At 65.8% G+C, this 17,653-nt stretch carries 17 protein-coding genes; 9 read left to right on the top strand and 8 right to left on the bottom strand.

The features are described 5' to 3' along the window. The first annotated feature begins 75 nt into the window (after positions 1 to 75). Positions 76 to 672: a glutathione S-transferase family protein gene (locus ACETMP_RS24430; RefSeq protein ID WP_375158171.1), complete on the top strand. Its 597-nt coding sequence runs from the start codon at positions 76 to 78 to the stop codon at positions 670 to 672. A 10-nt stretch (positions 673 to 682) separates the two neighbouring features. Here the strand turns inward: ACETMP_RS24430 and ACETMP_RS24425 are convergent, their stop codons facing one another. The 5 genes from ACETMP_RS24425 to fabA form a co-directional block, all read right to left on the bottom strand. Next, positions 683 to 1,963, bottom strand: coding sequence for an autotransporter outer membrane beta-barrel domain-containing protein (locus tag ACETMP_RS24425; protein ID WP_375158170.1), 1,281 nt, complete (start codon positions 1,961 to 1,963; stop codon positions 683 to 685). Then, the gene (locus tag ACETMP_RS24420; protein ID WP_375158169.1) at positions 1,960 to 2,691 is read right to left on the bottom strand and encodes a hypothetical protein; all 732 of its coding nucleotides are present in this window, start codon (positions 2,689 to 2,691) and stop codon (positions 1,960 to 1,962) included. Before ACETMP_RS24420 ends, ACETMP_RS24425 begins: the two co-directional genes overlap by 4 nt. Positions 2,692 to 2,908: 217 nt before the next feature. Continuing rightward, positions 2,909 to 3,709, bottom strand: coding sequence for an enoyl-ACP reductase FabI (gene fabI / locus ACETMP_RS24415; RefSeq protein ID WP_375158168.1), 801 nt, complete (start codon positions 3,707 to 3,709; stop codon positions 2,909 to 2,911). 153 nt (positions 3,710 to 3,862) lie between these two features. Further along, on the bottom strand, positions 3,863 to 5,086 hold the full coding sequence (gene fabB / locus ACETMP_RS24410; RefSeq protein WP_028133633.1) for a beta-ketoacyl-ACP synthase I: 1,224 nt from the start codon (positions 5,084 to 5,086) through the stop codon (positions 3,863 to 3,865). A gap of 51 nt (positions 5,087 to 5,137) precedes the next feature. Further along, positions 5,138 to 5,659 (bottom strand): bifunctional 3-hydroxydecanoyl-ACP dehydratase/trans-2-decenoyl-ACP isomerase, encoded by a 522-nt coding sequence (gene fabA / locus ACETMP_RS24405; protein WP_375158167.1) that lies wholly within the window; start codon positions 5,657 to 5,659, stop codon positions 5,138 to 5,140. Between the two features lie 384 nt (positions 5,660 to 6,043). Between fabA and irrA the strand changes: the two genes are divergently transcribed. Further along, the gene (irrA, locus tag ACETMP_RS24400; RefSeq protein WP_028133631.1) at positions 6,044 to 6,535 is read left to right on the top strand and encodes an iron response transcriptional regulator IrrA; all 492 of its coding nucleotides are present in this window, start codon (positions 6,044 to 6,046) and stop codon (positions 6,533 to 6,535) included. 176 nt (positions 6,536 to 6,711) lie between these two features. Here irrA and ACETMP_RS24395 read toward each other — a convergent pair whose 3' ends face one another. After that, the gene (locus ACETMP_RS24395) at positions 6,712 to 7,239 is read right to left on the bottom strand and encodes an SH3 domain-containing protein (protein WP_375158166.1); all 528 of its coding nucleotides are present in this window, start codon (positions 7,237 to 7,239) and stop codon (positions 6,712 to 6,714) included. Positions 7,240 to 7,563: 324 nt separating this feature from the next. Here ACETMP_RS24395 and ACETMP_RS24390 point away from each other — a divergent pair, with 324 nt between their 5' ends. Continuing rightward, a complete protein-coding gene (locus ACETMP_RS24390) occupies positions 7,564 to 8,565 on the top strand; it encodes a 2-hydroxyacid dehydrogenase (RefSeq protein WP_375158165.1) in 1,002 nt (333 codons plus the stop codon). A 25-nt stretch (positions 8,566 to 8,590) separates the two neighbouring features. Here ACETMP_RS24390 and ACETMP_RS24385 read toward each other — a convergent pair whose 3' ends face one another. Further along, positions 8,591 to 9,394, bottom strand: a complete 804-nt coding sequence (locus tag ACETMP_RS24385; RefSeq protein ID WP_375158164.1) for a ThiF family adenylyltransferase — start codon at positions 9,392 to 9,394, stop codon at positions 8,591 to 8,593. A gap of 222 nt (positions 9,395 to 9,616) precedes the next feature. On the opposite strand from ACETMP_RS24385, the gene ACETMP_RS24380 reads away from it, so the two are divergent. Continuing rightward, positions 9,617 to 10,975, top strand: coding sequence for a serine protease (locus ACETMP_RS24380; RefSeq protein WP_375158163.1), 1,359 nt, complete (start codon positions 9,617 to 9,619; stop codon positions 10,973 to 10,975). Positions 10,976 to 11,338: 363 nt separating this feature from the next. Continuing rightward, complete coding sequence (locus tag ACETMP_RS24375; protein WP_375158162.1) at positions 11,339 to 12,082, top strand: AAA family ATPase; 744 nt, start codon at positions 11,339 to 11,341, stop codon at positions 12,080 to 12,082. 270 nt (positions 12,083 to 12,352) lie between these two features. On the opposite strand, the gene mutM is transcribed toward ACETMP_RS24375, so the two are convergent. Next, complete coding sequence (gene mutM, locus ACETMP_RS24370) at positions 12,353 to 13,252, bottom strand: bifunctional DNA-formamidopyrimidine glycosylase/DNA-(apurinic or apyrimidinic site) lyase (protein WP_375158161.1); 900 nt, start codon at positions 13,250 to 13,252, stop codon at positions 12,353 to 12,355. A gap of 81 nt (positions 13,253 to 13,333) precedes the next feature. On the opposite strand from mutM, the gene ubiE reads away from it, so the two are divergent. The 4 genes from ubiE to dut are packed head-to-tail and all read left to right on the top strand — an operon-like array spanning position 13,334 to position 17,629. After that, entirely contained in the window at positions 13,334 to 14,095 is a 762-nt protein-coding gene (gene ubiE / locus ACETMP_RS24365; protein ID WP_375158160.1) for a bifunctional demethylmenaquinone methyltransferase/2-methoxy-6-polyprenyl-1,4-benzoquinol methylase UbiE, read from the top strand. After that, a complete protein-coding gene (ubiB, locus tag ACETMP_RS24360; RefSeq protein ID WP_375158159.1) occupies positions 14,092 to 15,666 on the top strand; it encodes a 2-polyprenylphenol 6-hydroxylase in 1,575 nt (524 codons plus the stop codon). The genes ubiE and ubiB overlap by 4 nt, the downstream gene beginning before the upstream one ends. Before the next feature lie 56 nt (positions 15,667 to 15,722). Continuing rightward, positions 15,723 to 17,174, top strand: a complete 1,452-nt coding sequence (gene coaBC / locus ACETMP_RS24355) for a bifunctional phosphopantothenoylcysteine decarboxylase/phosphopantothenate--cysteine ligase CoaBC (RefSeq protein ID WP_375158158.1) — start codon at positions 15,723 to 15,725, stop codon at positions 17,172 to 17,174. Next, complete coding sequence (gene dut / locus ACETMP_RS24350) at positions 17,171 to 17,629, top strand: dUTP diphosphatase (RefSeq protein WP_375158157.1); 459 nt, start codon at positions 17,171 to 17,173, stop codon at positions 17,627 to 17,629. Before coaBC ends, dut begins: the two co-directional genes overlap by 4 nt. Positions 17,630 to 17,653: the final 24 nt, after the last annotated feature.

Raw genomic sequence — 17,653 nt, 5'->3', positions numbered from 1 at the left:
GTGCGTTGCGAATGCGCGGCAAACGCGGCATGAATTGCGCGCTGCCTGCCTTCTGCCGATGAAAGGTTTCACGCCATGATCAAGCTCTATTGGTCGCCCCGCTCGCGCTCGTTCACGACGCTCTGGCTGATGGAGGAGAGCGGTCTGCCTTACGAGCGGGTGCTGACCGACATTTCGACCGGTGCCCAGAAGGCGCCGGATTATTTGAAGATCAATCCGATGGGCAAGGTGCCGGCGCTGACCGACGGCGATGCGGCACTCGGCGAAGCCGCGGCGATCTGCGCCTACATCGCCGACCGCTATCCAGAGACCAAGCTCGCGCCAGGGGTGACCGATCCACGCCGCGCGCGCTATCTGCAATGGCTGTTCTTCTCGCCGGGCTGCATCGAGCCCGCCATCATCCAGATCTTCACCAAGATCGAGATTCCGACCTCGACCGCGGCCTGGGGCAGCGCCACGCAGGTGTTCGACGTGCTGGAAGCCGCGCTCGCCAAGGGACCGTGGATTCTCGGCGAGGACTTTTCCGCGGCCGACATCGTGGTCGGCTCGGGTCTGAACTTCGCGGTGCGCCTGTTCAAGATGGTGCCGACGCGCCCCGCCTTCGATGCCTATCTGACGCGCTGCGCCGCGCGGCCGGCGTTCCAGCGCGCGGAGAAGATCGCGGCAGGGTGAGACGGCGCGCTTACAATCTAACCTTGAGGACGGCGAGCCCGGACTGCTGAAGCAGTCCGGAGGATGTCGCCGCAAGGCCGTAGCGGATGCCGAGATCAAATCCCTTGCCGTCGGCCGCGACGAGACCCAGCGCGGTCGAGTAGATCCAGGGTGACAATGCAAGGCCGTTGGTGACGAAACTGTCGCCGCCGCCGGCGAATGCCGATTTGATCTGCAATCCCTGGTTCAACGTGTTGTAGCCGGCCCCGACATCGCCAGTGAGATGGAGCTGCTTCGCGATCTGGTACGCGCTCTTCAGCCCCGCCGTCAGCGTCAGTTCGCGATAGGTTTGCGACTCCACGTTGAGGCCGAAGCCGCCGGCGCCGCCCTCCTGATACGCGGATGAGCGGACCTCGCCATAGTCCAGCCGCAGCGACGGTGCGATGGCAAGCCCCGGCTCGACCGGAATCAGTTTGCGGATGCCGGCGCCCGCGTGGCCGCTGTAGGAGCGATAGTCGGCGCCGGCCATGGCGTTGATGAAGGTGAGCGAGCGGCTCTCGCCATTGTCATTCAGCGCGCCGTCGAGCTGGCCATCGACCTGAATGCCGTGGCCGAGCGCATAGGTCCCGTAGAGACCCGCCTGATAGGAATCGATGGCGAGCCGGTTCGGGACGGCAGCCTCGCTGCCGGTGACGGCCTGATGCGAATAGGCGAACACGCCGCCGAGCATCGCGCGCGGCGAGAGCGCCCCGTCCGCGCCGACGGCAATGCCGCCGCCGGATGCATTATAGCCTGGGACGCCGTCGACGCCGCCCTGCCGGATGCTGCCGCCGAGCGGCTTCAGCCAGAAATTCCGCTCAGGCATGGCGCCTGTGTTCAGCCCGAGCACGTCGTCCAGCCGCCCCGTCATCGCCTGCTGAAACATTCGCTGCGTGGCATAGGTGGCCTGCGATGCGGCGCCGGTGAGGACGGGCAAAGTCTGGTTGACCGCATCGACGAGACCGGTTCCGCTGAGATTGTCGAGCGCGGCGAAGCCGGTTGCCATGCTCCCGGTCCAGCCGAGCGATGTCGCCGACAGGCGATAGAGCATGTCGGCCGCGCCCAAGCCCGCGCGGCTGTTCTGCGTCTGAAGCGTCTCGGCATAGGGGCGCACCAGGGAGATATAGGCGACGCCGCCGGTCGGGTTGCCCGAGAGATCGTAGGTGCTGACGAGCATCTGTGCGCCCGAGGCGTCGCCGCTCGCGCTGCCGTAGAGGCTGGCGAGCGTGCCGCGCGAGAGCGTGTTGAAAAGGACATTGCCCTCCGGAGTCACCGATCCCAGCAGCGTGAAGTTGGCAGCAGAGCTGCCTGCGGGCGCGACGCCCGCCCCCAGAAATATCCGTTCTGGTAATTCGTGATGACGAAGCGGCCGGGCGCGGAGGTGCCGAACAACGAATTGCTGGCGATCCGCCACGGCGTGCCTGACGTCCACGCCCATTGCGGGACGGAGTTGGCGGGAACGGGCTGCGAGGCCGGCGGCGTGAAGGTCGCGGGATCGTAGGGCAGCATATAGGCCCAGTGCGTCACCAGCAGGCTGTCGCCTGTGATCATCTGCATTTCCATCGCCGTGACGCCGTTGATGGTTCGCATATGGCCGAGGCCGACCGTCACCGCGCCGCCCGAGGTCGGCGTGAACTGCATCGTGATCTGGCCCGCGGTCGTGACGAAACCCTGGATGGTCGAGGTGTCGGTCAGCAGCGCCGGCCCAAGCTTGAGCTGCGCAACGCTCGTTCCGGTGAACGAGCCGTTGGTCGCGGTCGCGAGCGACCACAGGGTCTGGTCGCCGATCGGGATCGGATTGGAGAAGCCGGTCCTCGGCGCGGCATAGGCCAGCAGCTGCGCCGTCGGCACGTACCAATTGGTGTTGGAGATGGTGGTGTCCCAGATCGCCGATTGGGCCAGGGCCCGCGAACCGCCGCAGAGCAGCATCGCGCCCGCAACGGACGCCAGCGCGCTCGCGCGACCTATCGCATGCAGGCTCGTCGCATGCAGCCTTGGCACAATCACTCCTCCCGGACCGCAGGAGATACGACCCTGCGGCGCCACCGCGGCAGCATGCATAATTCTGTGGGCGAGTCAGCCCCATGATCGTGGGGCGGGAGGAGACCCGTCGGGTGGGCAAAGCGAAGCGTGCCCACGTTTCCCCGGATGCGGAGAAGAACCGGTGGGCACGTCGCTGGCGCTCCTTTGCCCACCCTACGGCGTCGTTGCTGCGAAGCTACTCCGGGGACTTCAGATCGTCGGGCCGCGGCATCAGCACGATGTTGTAGCCGGAATCGACATAGTGGATCTCGCCGGTGACGCCGCCGGACAGATCGGACAGCAGGTACAGCGCAGAGCCGCCGAGCTCGTCGAGCGTGACGCCGCGGCGGAGCGGCGAATGCTTCTGCATGAAGGCGAACATGGCACGTGCCTCGCCGATGCCCGAGCCCGCGAGCGTGCGGATCGGACCTGCGGAGATCGCGTTGACGCGGATGCCGCGCGGTCCGAAATCCGAGGCGAGATAGCGCACCGAAGCTTCCAGCGCCGCCTTGGCGACGCCCATCACGTTGTAGTTCGGCATCGCGCGCTCGGAGGCGCCGAAGGTCAGCGTGATCATGCTGCCACCCTCGGTCATCAGCTCGGCGGCGCGCTTTGCGACCTCCGTGAACGAGAAGCAGGAGATCACCATCGTGCGCGAAAAGTTCTCGCGGCTGGTGTCGGCGTAGCGGCCCTTCAACTCGTTCTTGTCAGCGAAGCCGATCGCGTGAATGACGAAATCGAGCTTGCCCCATTTGTCGCGCAGCGCGGCGAAGGTGGCATCGACGCTGGCGATGTCCTCGACATCGCAAGGCAGCACCAGATCGACACCGAGTTGCTCGGCCAGCGGCTTGACGCGCTTGCCCAGGGCTTCGCCCTGGAAGGTGAAGGCGAGCTCGGCGCCGTGGGCATGCAGCGTCTTCGCCATGCCCCAGGCGATCGAATGATCATTGGCGATGCCCATGATCAGACCGCGCTTGCCTTTCATCAGACCTTCCATTGCCGCTATCGCTCCTATTTTCGACGTCATCGCCCGCGCAGGCGGGCGATCCAGTATTCCAGAGACCGTCGTGATAAATAGAGAAGCCGCGGCGTACTGGCCCCCGCCCCCGTGCGCAATTGCGCACTAGGCGGGGCATGACAAGGTCAGAGATCACACATCCATCCGGCTGAACACCAGCGTGGCGTTGGTGCCGCCGAAGCCGAAGGAGTTCGACAGCACGGTACCGATCTTGACGTTGTCGATGCGCTTGCGCACGATCGGCATGTCGGCAAACACGGGATCGAGCTCCTGGATGTGGGCGCTCTCGCAGATGAAGCCGTTGTTCATCATTAGCAGCGAGTAGATCGCCTCCTGCACGCCGGTGGCGCCCAGCGAGTGGCCGGTTAGCGCCTTGGTCGCCGAGATCGGCGGGCACTTCTCGCCGCTGCCGAACACCCGACGAAGCGCGTCGATCTCCGGAGGATCGCCGGCCGGCGTCGAGGTCGCATGCGGATTGATGTAATCGACCTTGGTCTTCACCGTCGACATTGCCATGCGCATGCAGCGCTCGGCGCCCTCGCCCGACGGTGCGACCATGTCGTAACCGTCCGAGGTCGCGCCGTAGCCGACGATCTCGCCGTAGATGCGGGCGCCGCGCGCCTTGGCATGCTCGAGCTCTTCCAGCACCAGCACGCCGGCACCGCCGGCGATGACGAAGCCGTCGCGGTTGACGTCGTAGGGACGCGAGGCCGTGGCGGGCGTGTCGTTGTACTTCGACGACATCGCGCCCATGGCGTCGAACAGCACCGACAGCGACCAGTCCAGCTCCTCGCAACCGCCGGCGAAGATGACGTCCTGCTTGCCGATCTGGATCGTCTCATAGGCATTGCCGACGCAATGATTCGACGTCGCGCAGGCCGAGGAGATCGAGTAGTTCACGCCCTTGATCTTGAACCAGGTCGCAAGCGTCGCGGACGCCGTGGACGACATCGCCTTCGGCACTGCAAACGGCCCGACGCGCTTCGGTCCCTTGGTGCGGGTGATGTCGGCGGCCTCGACGATGGTGCGGGCGGACGGGCCGCCGGAGCCCATGATGATGCCGGTGCGGATGTTGGAGACTTCGTCTGGCGACAGACCGGAATCCTGGATCGCCTGCTCCATCGCGATGTGATTCCACGCCGCGCCCTGACCGAGGAAACGCATGGCGCGGCGGTCGACCACCGTCGCGGGATCGAGCGTCGGTGCGCCCTGCACCTGCGAACGAAAGCCGAGCTCGGCATATTTCTCAGCCCGAGAAATGCCCGACTTCGCCTCGTGAAGGCTCGCAAGCACTTCCTGGGTGTTGTTTCCGATCGACGAGACGATGCCCATCCCGGTGACCACAACCCGCCTCATGACAGCCTCGCCCTGCTCGTTGTCTTCTCGTTGTCTTCGTGGTGATGCGCGTTAGCCCAAGCTCGTGCCCTGCTTGAACAGGCCGACCTTCAGGTCCTTGGCGCGATAAATAATCTGATCATCGACCGAAAGCCACCCGTCGGCGATACCGAGCACCAGCTTTGCGCGCATCACGCGCTTGATATCGACCTGATACACGACCTTGCGCGCCTCGGGCAGCACCTGGCCGCTGAACTTCAGCTCGTTGAGGCCAAGCGCGCGACCGCGACCCTCGCCTCCGATCCAGCCCAGATAGAAGCCGACCATTTGCCACAGCGCGTCGAGGCCGAGGCAGCCGGGCATCACCGGATCGTTCTTGAAGTGACAGCCGAAGAACCAGAGGTCGGGCTTCACATCCAGCTCGGCGCGCACCAGCCCCTTGCCGAACTCGCCGCCATCTTCGTTGATCTCGGTGATGCGGTCGAACATCAGCATCGGAGGTAACGGCAGCTGGGCATTGCCCGGGCCGAACATCTCGCCGCGGGCACAGGCCAGCAGATCTTCGTATTCGTAACCGTTGCGCCTGTTCAGCATGCACGAGCCTCTGTTTGAATTCCGATTGAGCGGCGTTTTTGGCGAAATGGGCCCCGTCGGTCGGAGAGCAACGCCAATTGCCACCGTCAGGCGCGGCTCCCGCATGTCCCGAATGGATTGCCGGCCGAGCCCCCATGCCCGGCTGCGCCAAGATCGGCTAAGCGGAACCGCGCGCTCTCTAACACAGGCCCAATCGGGTGGCAAAGTGCGTCCATGAAGGTAAAATGACGCGATCCCGGCCCGGTTCCAAGACCGATGGACCTTGAAGACTCATTAGGCTTTCAAGTCTGATTAGAACCTCTCTAGTTGCGAGAAACTTGCATCTGCATCTTTCTGTTCTTATATTGCAGAGAGATATTGTTCACGCGTGCCTGAAATCTGGAAATGACCGAGAACACCGCGTCCCATCACGACGACGACGTCCACGCCGCGGCCCTCTTGTCCGGGCGTCAGCCGGCTTTGACCGGCTGCCCCTGGCACGACGTCAATGAAATGCTGCAGTCCGCGGGGCTCCGTCCGACGCGCCAGCGCATGGCGCTGGGTTGGTTGCTGTTCGGCAAGGGTGCACGCCATCTGACGGCCGAAATGCTCTACGAGGAAGCCACGCTGGCGAAGGTTCCGGTGTCGCTGGCAACCGTCTACAACACGCTGAACCAGCTCACCGATGCCGGCCTGCTCCGCCAAGTCAGCGTCGACGGCACCAAGACCTATTTCGACACCAACGTCACCACCCACCACCATTACTACCTCGAGAACAGCCACGAGCTGGTCGACATCGAGGACCCGCATCTGGCGCTGTCCAAGATGCCGGAGGTGCCGGAGGGTTACGAGATCGCCCGCATCGACATGGTCGTGCGCCTGCGCAAGAAGCGCTGAACCAACCCGACATTGTTGATGTGATCGTCATGGCCGGACATGTTCCGGCCATTTCTATTTCGCGGTCATTCCGGGATGGTCCGAAGGACCAGACCTCAGGTGCGCAATTGCGCACCGGGGAATCTCGAGATCCCGGGTTCGATGCTCCGCATCGCCCCGGAATGACGCGTTCGGCGTCAGTTGACCTGCTCGTCCGAATACACGCCCCAGAGGCGCTCTTGCTGGATCCAGCCGTCGAAGCCGTTGCCGGTGACGCGGCACCAGTTTGCGGCGCACTTCTTCACCTGCGTGACGACGCCCGCCTGGAGCCTTGCAGCAACCGCACTGTCGGGATCGGCCCGATCGTAGATCGGGGCGAGCTCGTCCTTGTGCTTCATGGTGACCACCGCGGTACGGCGGCCCGAGAGCAGCGAGTGGTAGACCCACCCTTCGGCGCCCTCGGAATCGCGCACTCGGCGCCAATTCTCGAACTCGGCGGTAATTTCGACCGGCAGGCCGGCGCGGGTATAGACCCAGGCCACGTCATTGTCCTTGGTCGGGCCGGCGCGAACATTGACGTGATCCGACTTGAGGCTGACGTAACGCGGCACCGGCAGGCCGCTGGAGGTCTGCGGGGTATCCTTGGCCGAATGCGAGGGACCAACCGAGGCGCTCCACCAGGTGCAGACAAGCGCCATCACCGAACAAAAACGCCCCAACGCCATCAACCCGTCTCCTGTCGAAGACCCGGCCTTGCCGGATCCTCACCCCGAAATTCCAAATCCTGCCGCGTCGATCCCGACCCGCCCCACGCCGATGTTCCCCAGGCCTGGCCCGTGGTTCTTGTCTTGGCCCGGCCTTCTGCTAGAGAGGACGGGCACTTGAACAACCAGTTTGCCCCGATTTTCCGGCCGGAAATCTCGGGAGAGCTTGAAGGAAACGCCGGGGACGGACACGGCAAGGGCAGTGTCGAACAACCGGGTTAATGAGACCTCAACGGCCTGCCTTTGGCGACAGAGGCGGCCTGCGACGCCTCATGAGAGCAGGACATGTCGGTGAAGAAAAAGCCCCTCGTCGTGGTGACGCGCAAGCTGCCGGATTCGATCGAGACGCGGATGCGCGAATTGTTCGACGCGCGGATCAATCTCGAGGACACACCGATGTCCACCGAGCAGCTTGCCGAAGCCGCGCGCACCGCCGACGTGCTGGTTCCCACGGTCACCGATCATGTCAGCGCCGACATCGTCAACCAGCCGGACTGCAAGCTGCGGCTGATCGCCAATTTCGGCAACGGCGTCGACAATATCGACGTCGCGGCCGCGCACGCCCGCGGCATCACCGTCACCAACACGCCGAAGGTCCTGACCGAGGACACCGCCGATATGACCATGGCGCTGATCCTCGCCGTGCCCAGGCGGATGATCGAGGGCGCCTCGATCCTGACCGAAGGCAAACCCTGGCCAGGCTGGTCGCCGACCTGGATGCTCGGCCACCGCATCGGCGGAAAACGCCTCGGCATCATCGGCATGGGCCGCATCGGCCAGGCTGTGGCGCGCCGCGCCCGCGCCTTCGGCCTGCAGATCCACTATCACAACCGCCGTCCCGTCGCGCCCGTCATCGCCGAGGAGCTTGGCGCGACCTATTGGGAAAGCCTCGACCAGATGCTGGCGCGGATGGACATCATCTCGGTGAACTGCCCGCACACGCCGGCGACCTATCATCTGCTCTCGGCGCGGCGGCTGAAGCTGATCCGGAAGGACGCCTATATCGTCAACACCGCGCGCGGCGAGGTCACCGACGAGGACACGCTGATCAAGCTGATCGAAGGCGGCGAGATCGCCGGCGCCGGCCTCGACGTCTACGAGCACGAGCCCGCGGTCAACCCCAAGCTGGTGCGGCTCGCCAAGGCCGGCAAGGTGACGCTGCTGCCGCATATGGGCTCGGCCACGGTCGAAGGTCGCGTCGAGATGGGCGAGAAGGTGATCATCAACATCCGCACCTTCCTCGACGCCCACAAGCCGCCGGATCGCGTGCTGCCGAGCATGCTGTGATCGCGCCGTCCGGTGCGTGCGACAATCAGCTGCGATGGGCGCCGAGATCGGCGACCACGGGCCCGTCGCCGTTGAGCGGATTAGCCGGATCGCGCGCATAGCGCAGCGTCTCGAAGCGCATCGCGCGCGCATCGATCATCAGCAGGCGGCCGACGAGGCCCTCGCCGAAACCGACGATCTCGCGGATCGCCTCCAGCGCCATCATCGAGCCGAGCACACCGGCCAGCGCGCCCATGACGCCGGCTTCGGCGCAGGCCGGAACGGTGCCGGGCGGCGGCGGCTCCGGAAACAGGCAGCGATAGGTCGGGTTGAATTCGCCCTGCCCGTTCCGCTCATGCGCGCGGATGGTGGTGAGCGAGCCGTCGAAGGTGCCGAGCGCCGCCGTGATCAGCGGCCGCTTGGCAAAGAAGCAGGCGTCCGAGACCAGATAGCGCGTGGCGAAATTGTCGGAGCCGTCGAGCACGAGATCGTACTCGCCGATGAGGCCGAGCGCATTGTCGGCATTGAGCCAGGTGGCATGGCCGACGAAGCGGACATGCGGATTGAGCGCCGCAATCCGCTCGGCGGCGCTCTCGACCTTGTGCCGGCCGATATCGGGCGTGGCGTGGATCACCTGGCGCTGCAGGTTCGACAGCGACACCACGTCGTCGTCGACCACGCCGAGCGTGCCCACGCCGGCAGCGGCCAGATACATCAGCGCCGGCGCGCCGAGGCCACCGGCGCCGATCACCAGCACGGAGGACCGCTTCAGCGCGGCCTGGCCCGGACCGCCGACATCGCGCAGCACGATGTGGCGGGCATAACGTTCGAGTTCGTCCGGGCTCAGCATCGTCTTTCGTCTCTCCTACCGAGCCATCGCTCCATCCCCTCGTGGCGAGGAGCGCGGACGCGCGTCTCGAACCATGCAGGCCGGGGATCTCGCCTTCGGCCGCTCCTCAGGATGAGGGCCTGAGCTCGTGGCCTCTACGACACCTGAACCAGCCCAACATTGTTCGCGACCAACGAGATGTGCTTCAATGGCATTGCGTTCAATGGGCTGGCTGGATTTGTCATGAGATCGATGCTTGCGGCAACCCTCGTGTTTGCGGCCGCCACGGCTGCGAACGCCCAGATGACGGCGCCGCAGATCCCCGGCACCAAGCCGAAGACGGTCCAGACCGTGCCGATCCAGCCTCCGGCGATGCAGACGCCGTCGGCGACGGCGGATGCCATGGCAAAAGCCGAGCGGCTGGCGCTGCAATCCGATCTCGCCTGGGTCGGCCAGTACAACGGCGCCATCACCGGCGACGTCAGTGAGCGCATGGTCAACGCCATCAAGGAATACCAGAAGGCCAAGGGCGGCAAGCCGACCGGCGTGCTCAATCCGCAGGAGCGCGCCGCGCTCGCCGAGACGGCGCGGAAGAAGCAGGACAGCGTCGGCTGGAAGATCGTGACGGAGCCGACCAGCGGCGCCCGGCTCGGCATCCCCTCGAAACTGGTGCCACAGCAGGCCAGCGACGCCAACGGCTCGAAATGGACCTCGCCGACCGGCACGGTGCAGGTGGTTCTCAGTCGCCGCAAGGAGGCGAACCCGACCTCGGCAAAGCTCGCCGATCTCGAGAAGGAGCCGTCAGGGCGCAAGGTCGATTACACCGTGGTGAAGCCCGACTTCTTCGTGCTGTCGGGCTTGCAGGGCCTGAAGAAATTTTACGTCCGCGGCACCTTCAAGGGCGATGAGGTCCGCACCATGACGATCCTCTACGACCAGGCCACGGAGAACATGGTGGAGCCGGTCGTGATCGCGATGTCGAGTGCGTTCAATGCATTTCCGTTGGGACAGCAGGCCGGGCCGCCGCCGCGCAAGACCGTCGAATACGGCACCGGAATCGTCGTCAGCGACGACGGTGCGATCGTTGCCGACCGCCTCGTCACCGACGGCTGCCTCGCGATCACCATCGCCGGCCATGGCAATGCCGACCGTCTCGCCGAGGACAAGGAGCACGATCTCGCGCTGCTGCGCATCTACGGCGCACGCGGCCTGAAACCGCTGAGCCTCGCCGGCGCGGCAGCGAAGACGAATGTCGATGTCGTCGGCATCGCCGATCCGCAGAGTCAGGGCGGCGCGGCCGGCGTGTCGGTCGTCAAGGCCGCGCTGACGCCGGTCCCGAGCAGCAATTCCGCGCTGTCGCCACCGCCGGCTGTCGGGTTCTCCGGTGCTCCGGCGATCGATGGCGACGGCAAGTTCGCCGGCATCGCGCTGCTGAAGCCGGCCCTGCTGGCGGGACCTTCGACATCGGTGGCGGCCTCGCAGGCGGTGATGGTGTCCGCCGAGAGAGTACGGGATTTACTGAAGGCGAACGGCGTCATTGCGAATGGCTCGTCGACGGATACGAAAGCCGCCGTCGTGCGCGTGATCTGCGTGCGGAAGTAGAGCGCCGACGTCTCTCTTGTCCCGGACGCGGTGCGGCATGAAGCGCCGCTGCGCTGAGCCGGGAACCATGCGTCCGCAAATACCGTGCAAGTGGCTTCTGGGCCCCGGCTCAGCAGCGCATCGCTTGCGCGCTGCGCTTGTCCGGGGCATGACCCACCACCTTACGTACGATTACTGGTCCAGTAATGGTACGGATTCGCTGGCATTCCCTATTTCGCCATCATCGTTACTGCTGATTCGGACCTCCGCGATCCCCCTTTGGATCGGGCCGGCACGTCCTGAGCGAGAAGAGCTCAGCATCGAGATCGATGCACGTTCGCGTGGCGTATTCCTGACCCAAGCACTCCAAAGGATTGATCTCAAATGCACACGATCGTACTGGCTACCCAAAAGGGTGGCAGCGGCAAGAGCACGCTTGCCATCGGCCTCGCGCTCGCGGCCAAGCAAGCCGGCTTCACCGTCCGCCTGATCGAGACCGACCCGCAGGGCACCCTGTCCAACTGGCAGCGCCGCCGCAGCGCCGATGATATCGTCGTCGAGCCGATCTACCATGCCGCCGACATCGAGCCGCGCCTGAAGATGCTGGCTGACAGCGGCCTGCAGCTCGCGATCGTCGACACCGCCGCCGGCCTTAGCGCCGCCACCACGGCTGCGATCCGCCATTCCAATCTCTGCCTGATCCCGGCCCGCCCGAGCGTCGCCGACATCGAGGCGACGGCCTCGACGCTCAGCGTCGCGCGCGCCTGGAAGCGGCCCTACAGCTTCGTGCTCAACCAGACGCCGATCCGCGGCCAGCGCATCGACAACGCCGCGGGCGCGCTCGCCGAGGAAGCTTCGCTCGATCTCGCTGAGGTGCTCGCGCGCCCGCTGATCGCGATGCGCAACGACCACCAGGACGCGCTCGCCAGCGGCTTTGCCGTGAGCGAGTTCGCGCCGAACGGCAAGTCTGCGGATGAGATCCGCGGCCTCTGGCGCTGGATCGCGGCCCGGCTCGAGCTCGAAGCCACGACCAATGTCCTGATCGATCAGGTGACGTCGGCCGCGGACGGCATGCTGCACATCGCCGCCGAGCTAGCGGCGGATGAGACCACGACACTGGCGTCCTGAGCGGGGCGATCGCTCGGACGACAGCCGGCCCTTCACCATCCGAAAGGGCCCCAGCGACGAAGCAATCCGGTCTCCAGCCCGGCCGGATTGCTTCGCTTCGCGTTGGCGGATGCTCTATCCGCCCGTCATTGCGAGCGTAGCGAAGCTCTCGTAGCCTGGATGAAGCGAAGCGAAATCCAGGAGTCTCTCCGCGGAGAGGCTGGCCCCGGATTACGCTGTCGCTCCATCCGGGCTACAGCGCTCAGGGCCTCTCGGTGACAGGCCCGATCCTCACTTCTGACATTTCGGGCACCAGAAGGTCGACCGGCCGTTCTGCGTGAAGCGCTTGATGGTGCCGCCGCAGCCCGGCGTCGTGCATTTCTCGCCCTCGCGGTCGTACACCCTGAACGAATGCTGGAAATAGCCGAGCTCGCCCGAGGTCTGGCGATGATCGCGCAATGACGATCCGCCGGCCTTGATGGCGTCGTTCAGCACGGTGTGGATCGCACCGACCAGTCGCTTCGCATGATCGGTCGGCTCGCCCCCGCCGACGCCCTTGCGGCCCTTGGTCGCCAGCGTCGCGGCGATCCGGCGCGGCGACAAATGCGAGCGATGCAGCGCCTCGCAGACATAGATGTTGCCGAGCCCGGCCACCACGCGCTGGTCGAGCAGCGCCGCCTTCAGGCTGGTGGTCTTGTCGACGCAGGCCCGCGCCAGCATCGCGGCGTCGAATTCGTTGCCGAGCGGCTCGGGACCGAGCCCGCGCAGCAACGGCTCGTCTTCGAGCGCGTTGCGCGCGATCACTTTCATGTAGCCGAAGCGGCGCGGATCGTTGAACACGATGTCGGCGCCGGAGGACATCCGAAACAGCACGTGGTCGTGCGCGGAGTCCTTGCCCCGCGGATAGTGAAATTCGCCAGGCAGGGCGGCGTTGTCCGGCTTGATGACGCGGAACGAGCCCGACATGCCCAGATGCATCAGGAGCACATCGCCGGAGCCAAGGTCCGCCATGAGATATTTTGCCCGGCGGCCGAGGCCCGTGACGACCTGCCCCTGCAGCCGGGCCACGAAATCCGGCTGGAACGGAAAGCGCAGGTCCGGCCGGCGGGCCTCCGCTTTGAGGATCTTCGCGCCCTCCATGACGGGCTGAAGGCCGCGGCGGACGGTTTCGACTTCGGGCAATTCAGGCATGGTCAGGCATTCACCTTATGAGGGCGGTGTGATAGCGCCATTGCGGCGGGCGCGCTATGGTCCGCCCAGTGGAGTAGAGTAATGGATCGGCCGGGCGAAACCACGCATTTTGGCTTCAAGGACGTCCCGCTCGGGGACAAGCAGACGCTGGTGAACGACGTGTTTCACAGCGTGGCGTCCCGCTATGATCTGATGAACGACCTGATGTCCGGCGGGCTGCACCGGGTCTGGAAGGACATCATGATCACCGCGCTCGACCCGCCCAGAAGCGACCGGCCGTTCGCGCTGCTCGACGTCGCTGGCGGCACCGGCGACATCGCGTTCCGCGCCGCCAAGGTGGCGGGTGCGGGCTTCCATGCCACCGTCTGCGACATCAACGCGGACATGCTGGCGGTGGGCCGCGAGCGTGCCCTCAAGCGGCATCTCGAAACCCGGGTGGATTTCGTCGAAGGCAATGCCGAAGCGCTTGGCTTCGCCGACCGCAGCTTCGACGCCTATACGATCGCTTTCGGCATTCGCAACGTGCCCCGGATCGACCTGGCGCTGCGCGAGGCCTATCGCGTGCTCAAGCCCGGCAGCCGCTTCCTCTGCCTCGAATTCTCCACCGTCGAGATGCCCGGGCTCGATCGCCTTTATGACCTGTTCTCGTTCAAGGTGATCCCGCCGCTCGGCCGGATGGTCACGGGCGATGCCGAATCCTACCAATACCTCGTCGAATCGATCCGCAAGTTTCCGAAGCCGAACGCCTTCGCCGACATGATCCGCGACGCCGGCTTTGCCCGCGTCGGCTGGCAGACATTGTCCGGCGGCATCGTCGCACTGCATTCGGGCTGGCGTTTGTGATCTCTGCCTTCACCCACATTTCGCGCCTGATCCGCGCCGCGTTCGTGCTCGCCCGCGAGGGCGTGTTCGGTTCAGTCGATCCGAGCCTGGTGCCGCCGCCGGGACAACTCGCGCTCAAGCTGGCCCGCCTCGTCGAACGCCGCGGCGCCAAGCACGGCCCGCGGATCTCGCGCGCACTGACGCGGATGGGCCCGGCCTATCTCAAGCTCGGGCAATTCCTGGCCACGCGACCCGACGTCGTCGGCGTCATCATGGCCCGCGACCTCGAAAGCCTGCAGGATCGCCTGCCGCCGTTTCCGCAGGACGAAGCCGAGGCCGCCATCGCGACGTCGCTGGAGCGACCGCTGAAGGACATCTTCACGACGTTCGGCCCGCCGGTTGCAGCGGCCTCGATCGCGCAGGTGCATCGCGGCGAAGTCCTGCATCACGGAATCCGCAAATCGGTCGCGGTCAAGGTGCTTCGGCCGAACGTCGGGGCGCGTTTCCGCCGCGATCTCTCCGACTTCTTCTTCGTCGCATACAAGGCCGAGACCTACTCGGCGGAAGCGCGGCGGCTGCGCCTCGTCGAGGTCATCAACACCATGTCGCGCTCGGTCGCCATGGAGATGGACCTGCGGCTGGAGGCGGCTGCGCTGTCGGAGATGGCGGAGAACACGCGCGACGATCCCGATTTCCGCGTGCCGACCGTCGACTGGGACCGCACCACGCACAACGTGCTGACGATGGAGTGGATCGACGGCATCGCGCTGAACGATCACAAGCGCCTCGAAGAGGCGCAGGTCGACCTGCCCGATCTCGGCCGCAAGGTGATCCAGAGCTTTCTGCGCCACGCGCTGCGCGACGGCTTCTTCCATGCCGACATGCATCCGGGCAATCTGTTCCTCGATGACGCCGGCCGTCTGGTCGCGGTCGATTTCGGCATCATGGGCCGGCTCGGCATGAAGGAGCGGCGCTTCCTCGCGGAGATCCTGCTCGGCTTCATCACTCGGGATTATCGCCGCGTCGCCGAGGTGCACTTCGAGGCCGGCTACGTGCCCGCGCATCACTCGGTCGAGAATTTCGCGCAAGCCATCCGCGCCATCGGCGAGCCGATCCACAACCGCACGGCGGAAGAGATTTCGATGGCGCGGCTATTGACGCTGCTGCTCGAGGTCACCGGCCTGTTCGACATGAGGACACGGCCCGAGCTGATCCTGCTCCAGAAGACCATGGTCGTGGTCGAAGGCGTGGCGCGCGGCTTCGATCCCAGGCTCGACATCTGGAAGGTCGCCGACCCCGTGGTGCGCGAATGGATCGAGCGCAATCTCGGACCCGTCGGCCGGGTGCAGGGCGCGCTCGCCGGGACCGGAGACCTGGCGCGCGTGCTGATGCGCCTGCCGGAGATCGCCGAGCGGTCGGTGAAGGTGCTGGAGCAGCTTGAAAGCATGACGCGGGACGGCATCAGGCTGTCGCCGGAGAGCATCGCCGCGATGGGACGTAGCGAGGGCCGCAAGAACCGTTGGCGCACCGTGGCGCTCTGGATCATCGCCGCGACCTTCATCGGAATCCTGATCGCCGTCCGGAATCTGTGATTGCACTGCAATCAATGGAGTGATAGCATCGCTATCATTTCGTGCTGGAGGGCGCCGTGGCAAGCCTGACCATCCGCAAGCTCGACGACACCGTCAAAACCTATTTGCGGCTGCGCTCCGCCAAGAATCGCAGATCGGTCGAGGAAGAAGTCCGGGTCATCCTGCGGGAGCTGATCGAGGGCCGCGAAGAGCCGCTGACGCCCTTTTCCGCGCCGCCAGCCGCATCCACCGCCCCGACGCCGCAGCGCACCGGCGCCGTTCCCGAAGCCAGCGTCACCCTGATCATCGGCGGCGGCATCGCCGCCTATAAATCGCTGGACCTGATCCGTCGGCTGAAGGAGCGCCGCATCGAGGTGCGCTGCGTGCTGACCAAGGCGGCCCAGCAATTCGTCACGCCGCTGGCGGTGAGCGCGCTGTCGCATGAGCGTGTCTACACCGACCTGTTCGACCCGCAGAGCGAGTTCGACGCCGGACACATTCGCCTCGCGCGCGACTGCGACCTGATCGTGGTGGCGCCGGCCACCGCCGACCTGATGGCGAAGATGGCCAATGGCCATGCCGACGATCTCGCCAGCGCCATCCTGCTCGCGACCAACCGCAAGGTGCTGCTGGCACCGGCAATGAATCCGCTGATGTGGAGCAACGCGGCGACGCGCCGCAATGTCACGCAGCTTCAGCGCGACGGCGTGGTGCTGTGTGGGCCCAATTCCGGCGAGATGGCGGAGGCGGGCGAGGCCGGCATCGGCCGGATGTCCGAGGCGATCGAGATCGCCAATGCCGCCGAACGGCTGCTGCGGCCGCCGGTGCCAAAGCCGCTCGCCGGCAAGCGCGTGCTGATCACCGCAGGTCCCACGCACGAGCCGATCGATCCGGTGCGCTACATCGCCAACCGCTCCTCCGGAAAGCAGGGCTTCGCCATTGCCGCGGCAGCGCAGGCCGCTGGCGCCGAGGTGATCCTGGTGAGCGGCCCGGTCGATCTCGACGATCCCGCCGGCGTCACCGTCAAGCACGTCGAATCGGCGCGGCAGATGCTGGAGCAGGTGCAGGCCGCGCTGCCCGCCGACATCGCGATCTTCGCCGCCGCGGTCGCCGATTGGCGCGTCGCCAACGAGGGCGAGCAGAAGCTGAAGAAGACTTCCGCCGGCATGCCGCCGCTGCAGCTGGTCGAGAACCCCGACATCCTCGCCACGATCTCCAAGCTGACCGACAAGCGCCCGCCGCTGGTGATCGGCTTTGCCGCCGAGACCGAGCACCTCATCGACAACGCCAAGTCCAAGCTTGCGCGCAAGGGCTGCGACTGGATCGTCGCCAACGACGTCTCGCCCGCCACCGGCGTGATGGGCGGCGACCGCAACACGGTGCATGTGATCCGCCGCAAGAACGGTACGAAGGACGGCGAGATTGCGGTTGATTCCTGGCCGGTGATGACCAAGGAACAGGTCGCCACCGAGCTGGTCGCGCATGTCGCGCAAAGCGTGAGCGGCAAATCCCTGGAGCCGGCATCTTGAGCACTGAGGTCACCGTCGAACTGCAGCAACTGGCCCATGCCGACGGCCTGCCGTTGCCGGCCTATCAGACCGCGGAAGCCGCCGGGCTCGATTTGATGGCGGCGGTGGCGGACGGCGCGCCGCTGACGCTCGCGCCCGGCCGATATGCGCTGGTGCCGACCGGGCTTGCGATCGCGTTGCCGCCCGGGCACGAGGCGCAAGTGCGGCCGCGCTCGGGACTAGCCGCCAAGCACGGCGTCACCGTGCTGAACTCGCCGGGCACGATCGACGCAGACTATCGCGGCGAGATCAAGGTGATCCTGATCAATCACGGCACAGAGCCATTCGTGATCAAGCGCGGCGAGCGCATCGCCCAGCTGGTGATCGCGCCCGTGGTGCAGGCCGCGCTGGTTCCCGTCGCCACCTTGTCCACTACCGGTCGCGGCGCCGGCGGCTTCGGCTCGACCGGCCGCTAAGGCGCGGCGATCTCAGCCGAATCA

The organism is Bradyrhizobium dasycarpum, assembly GCF_042019905.1.
Classification (GTDB): Bacteria; Pseudomonadota; Alphaproteobacteria; order Rhizobiales; family Xanthobacteraceae; genus Bradyrhizobium; species Bradyrhizobium japonicum_B.
The sequence above is the reverse complement of the archived record's forward strand: the minus strand, read 5'-3'. Positions and strand labels throughout refer to the sequence as shown.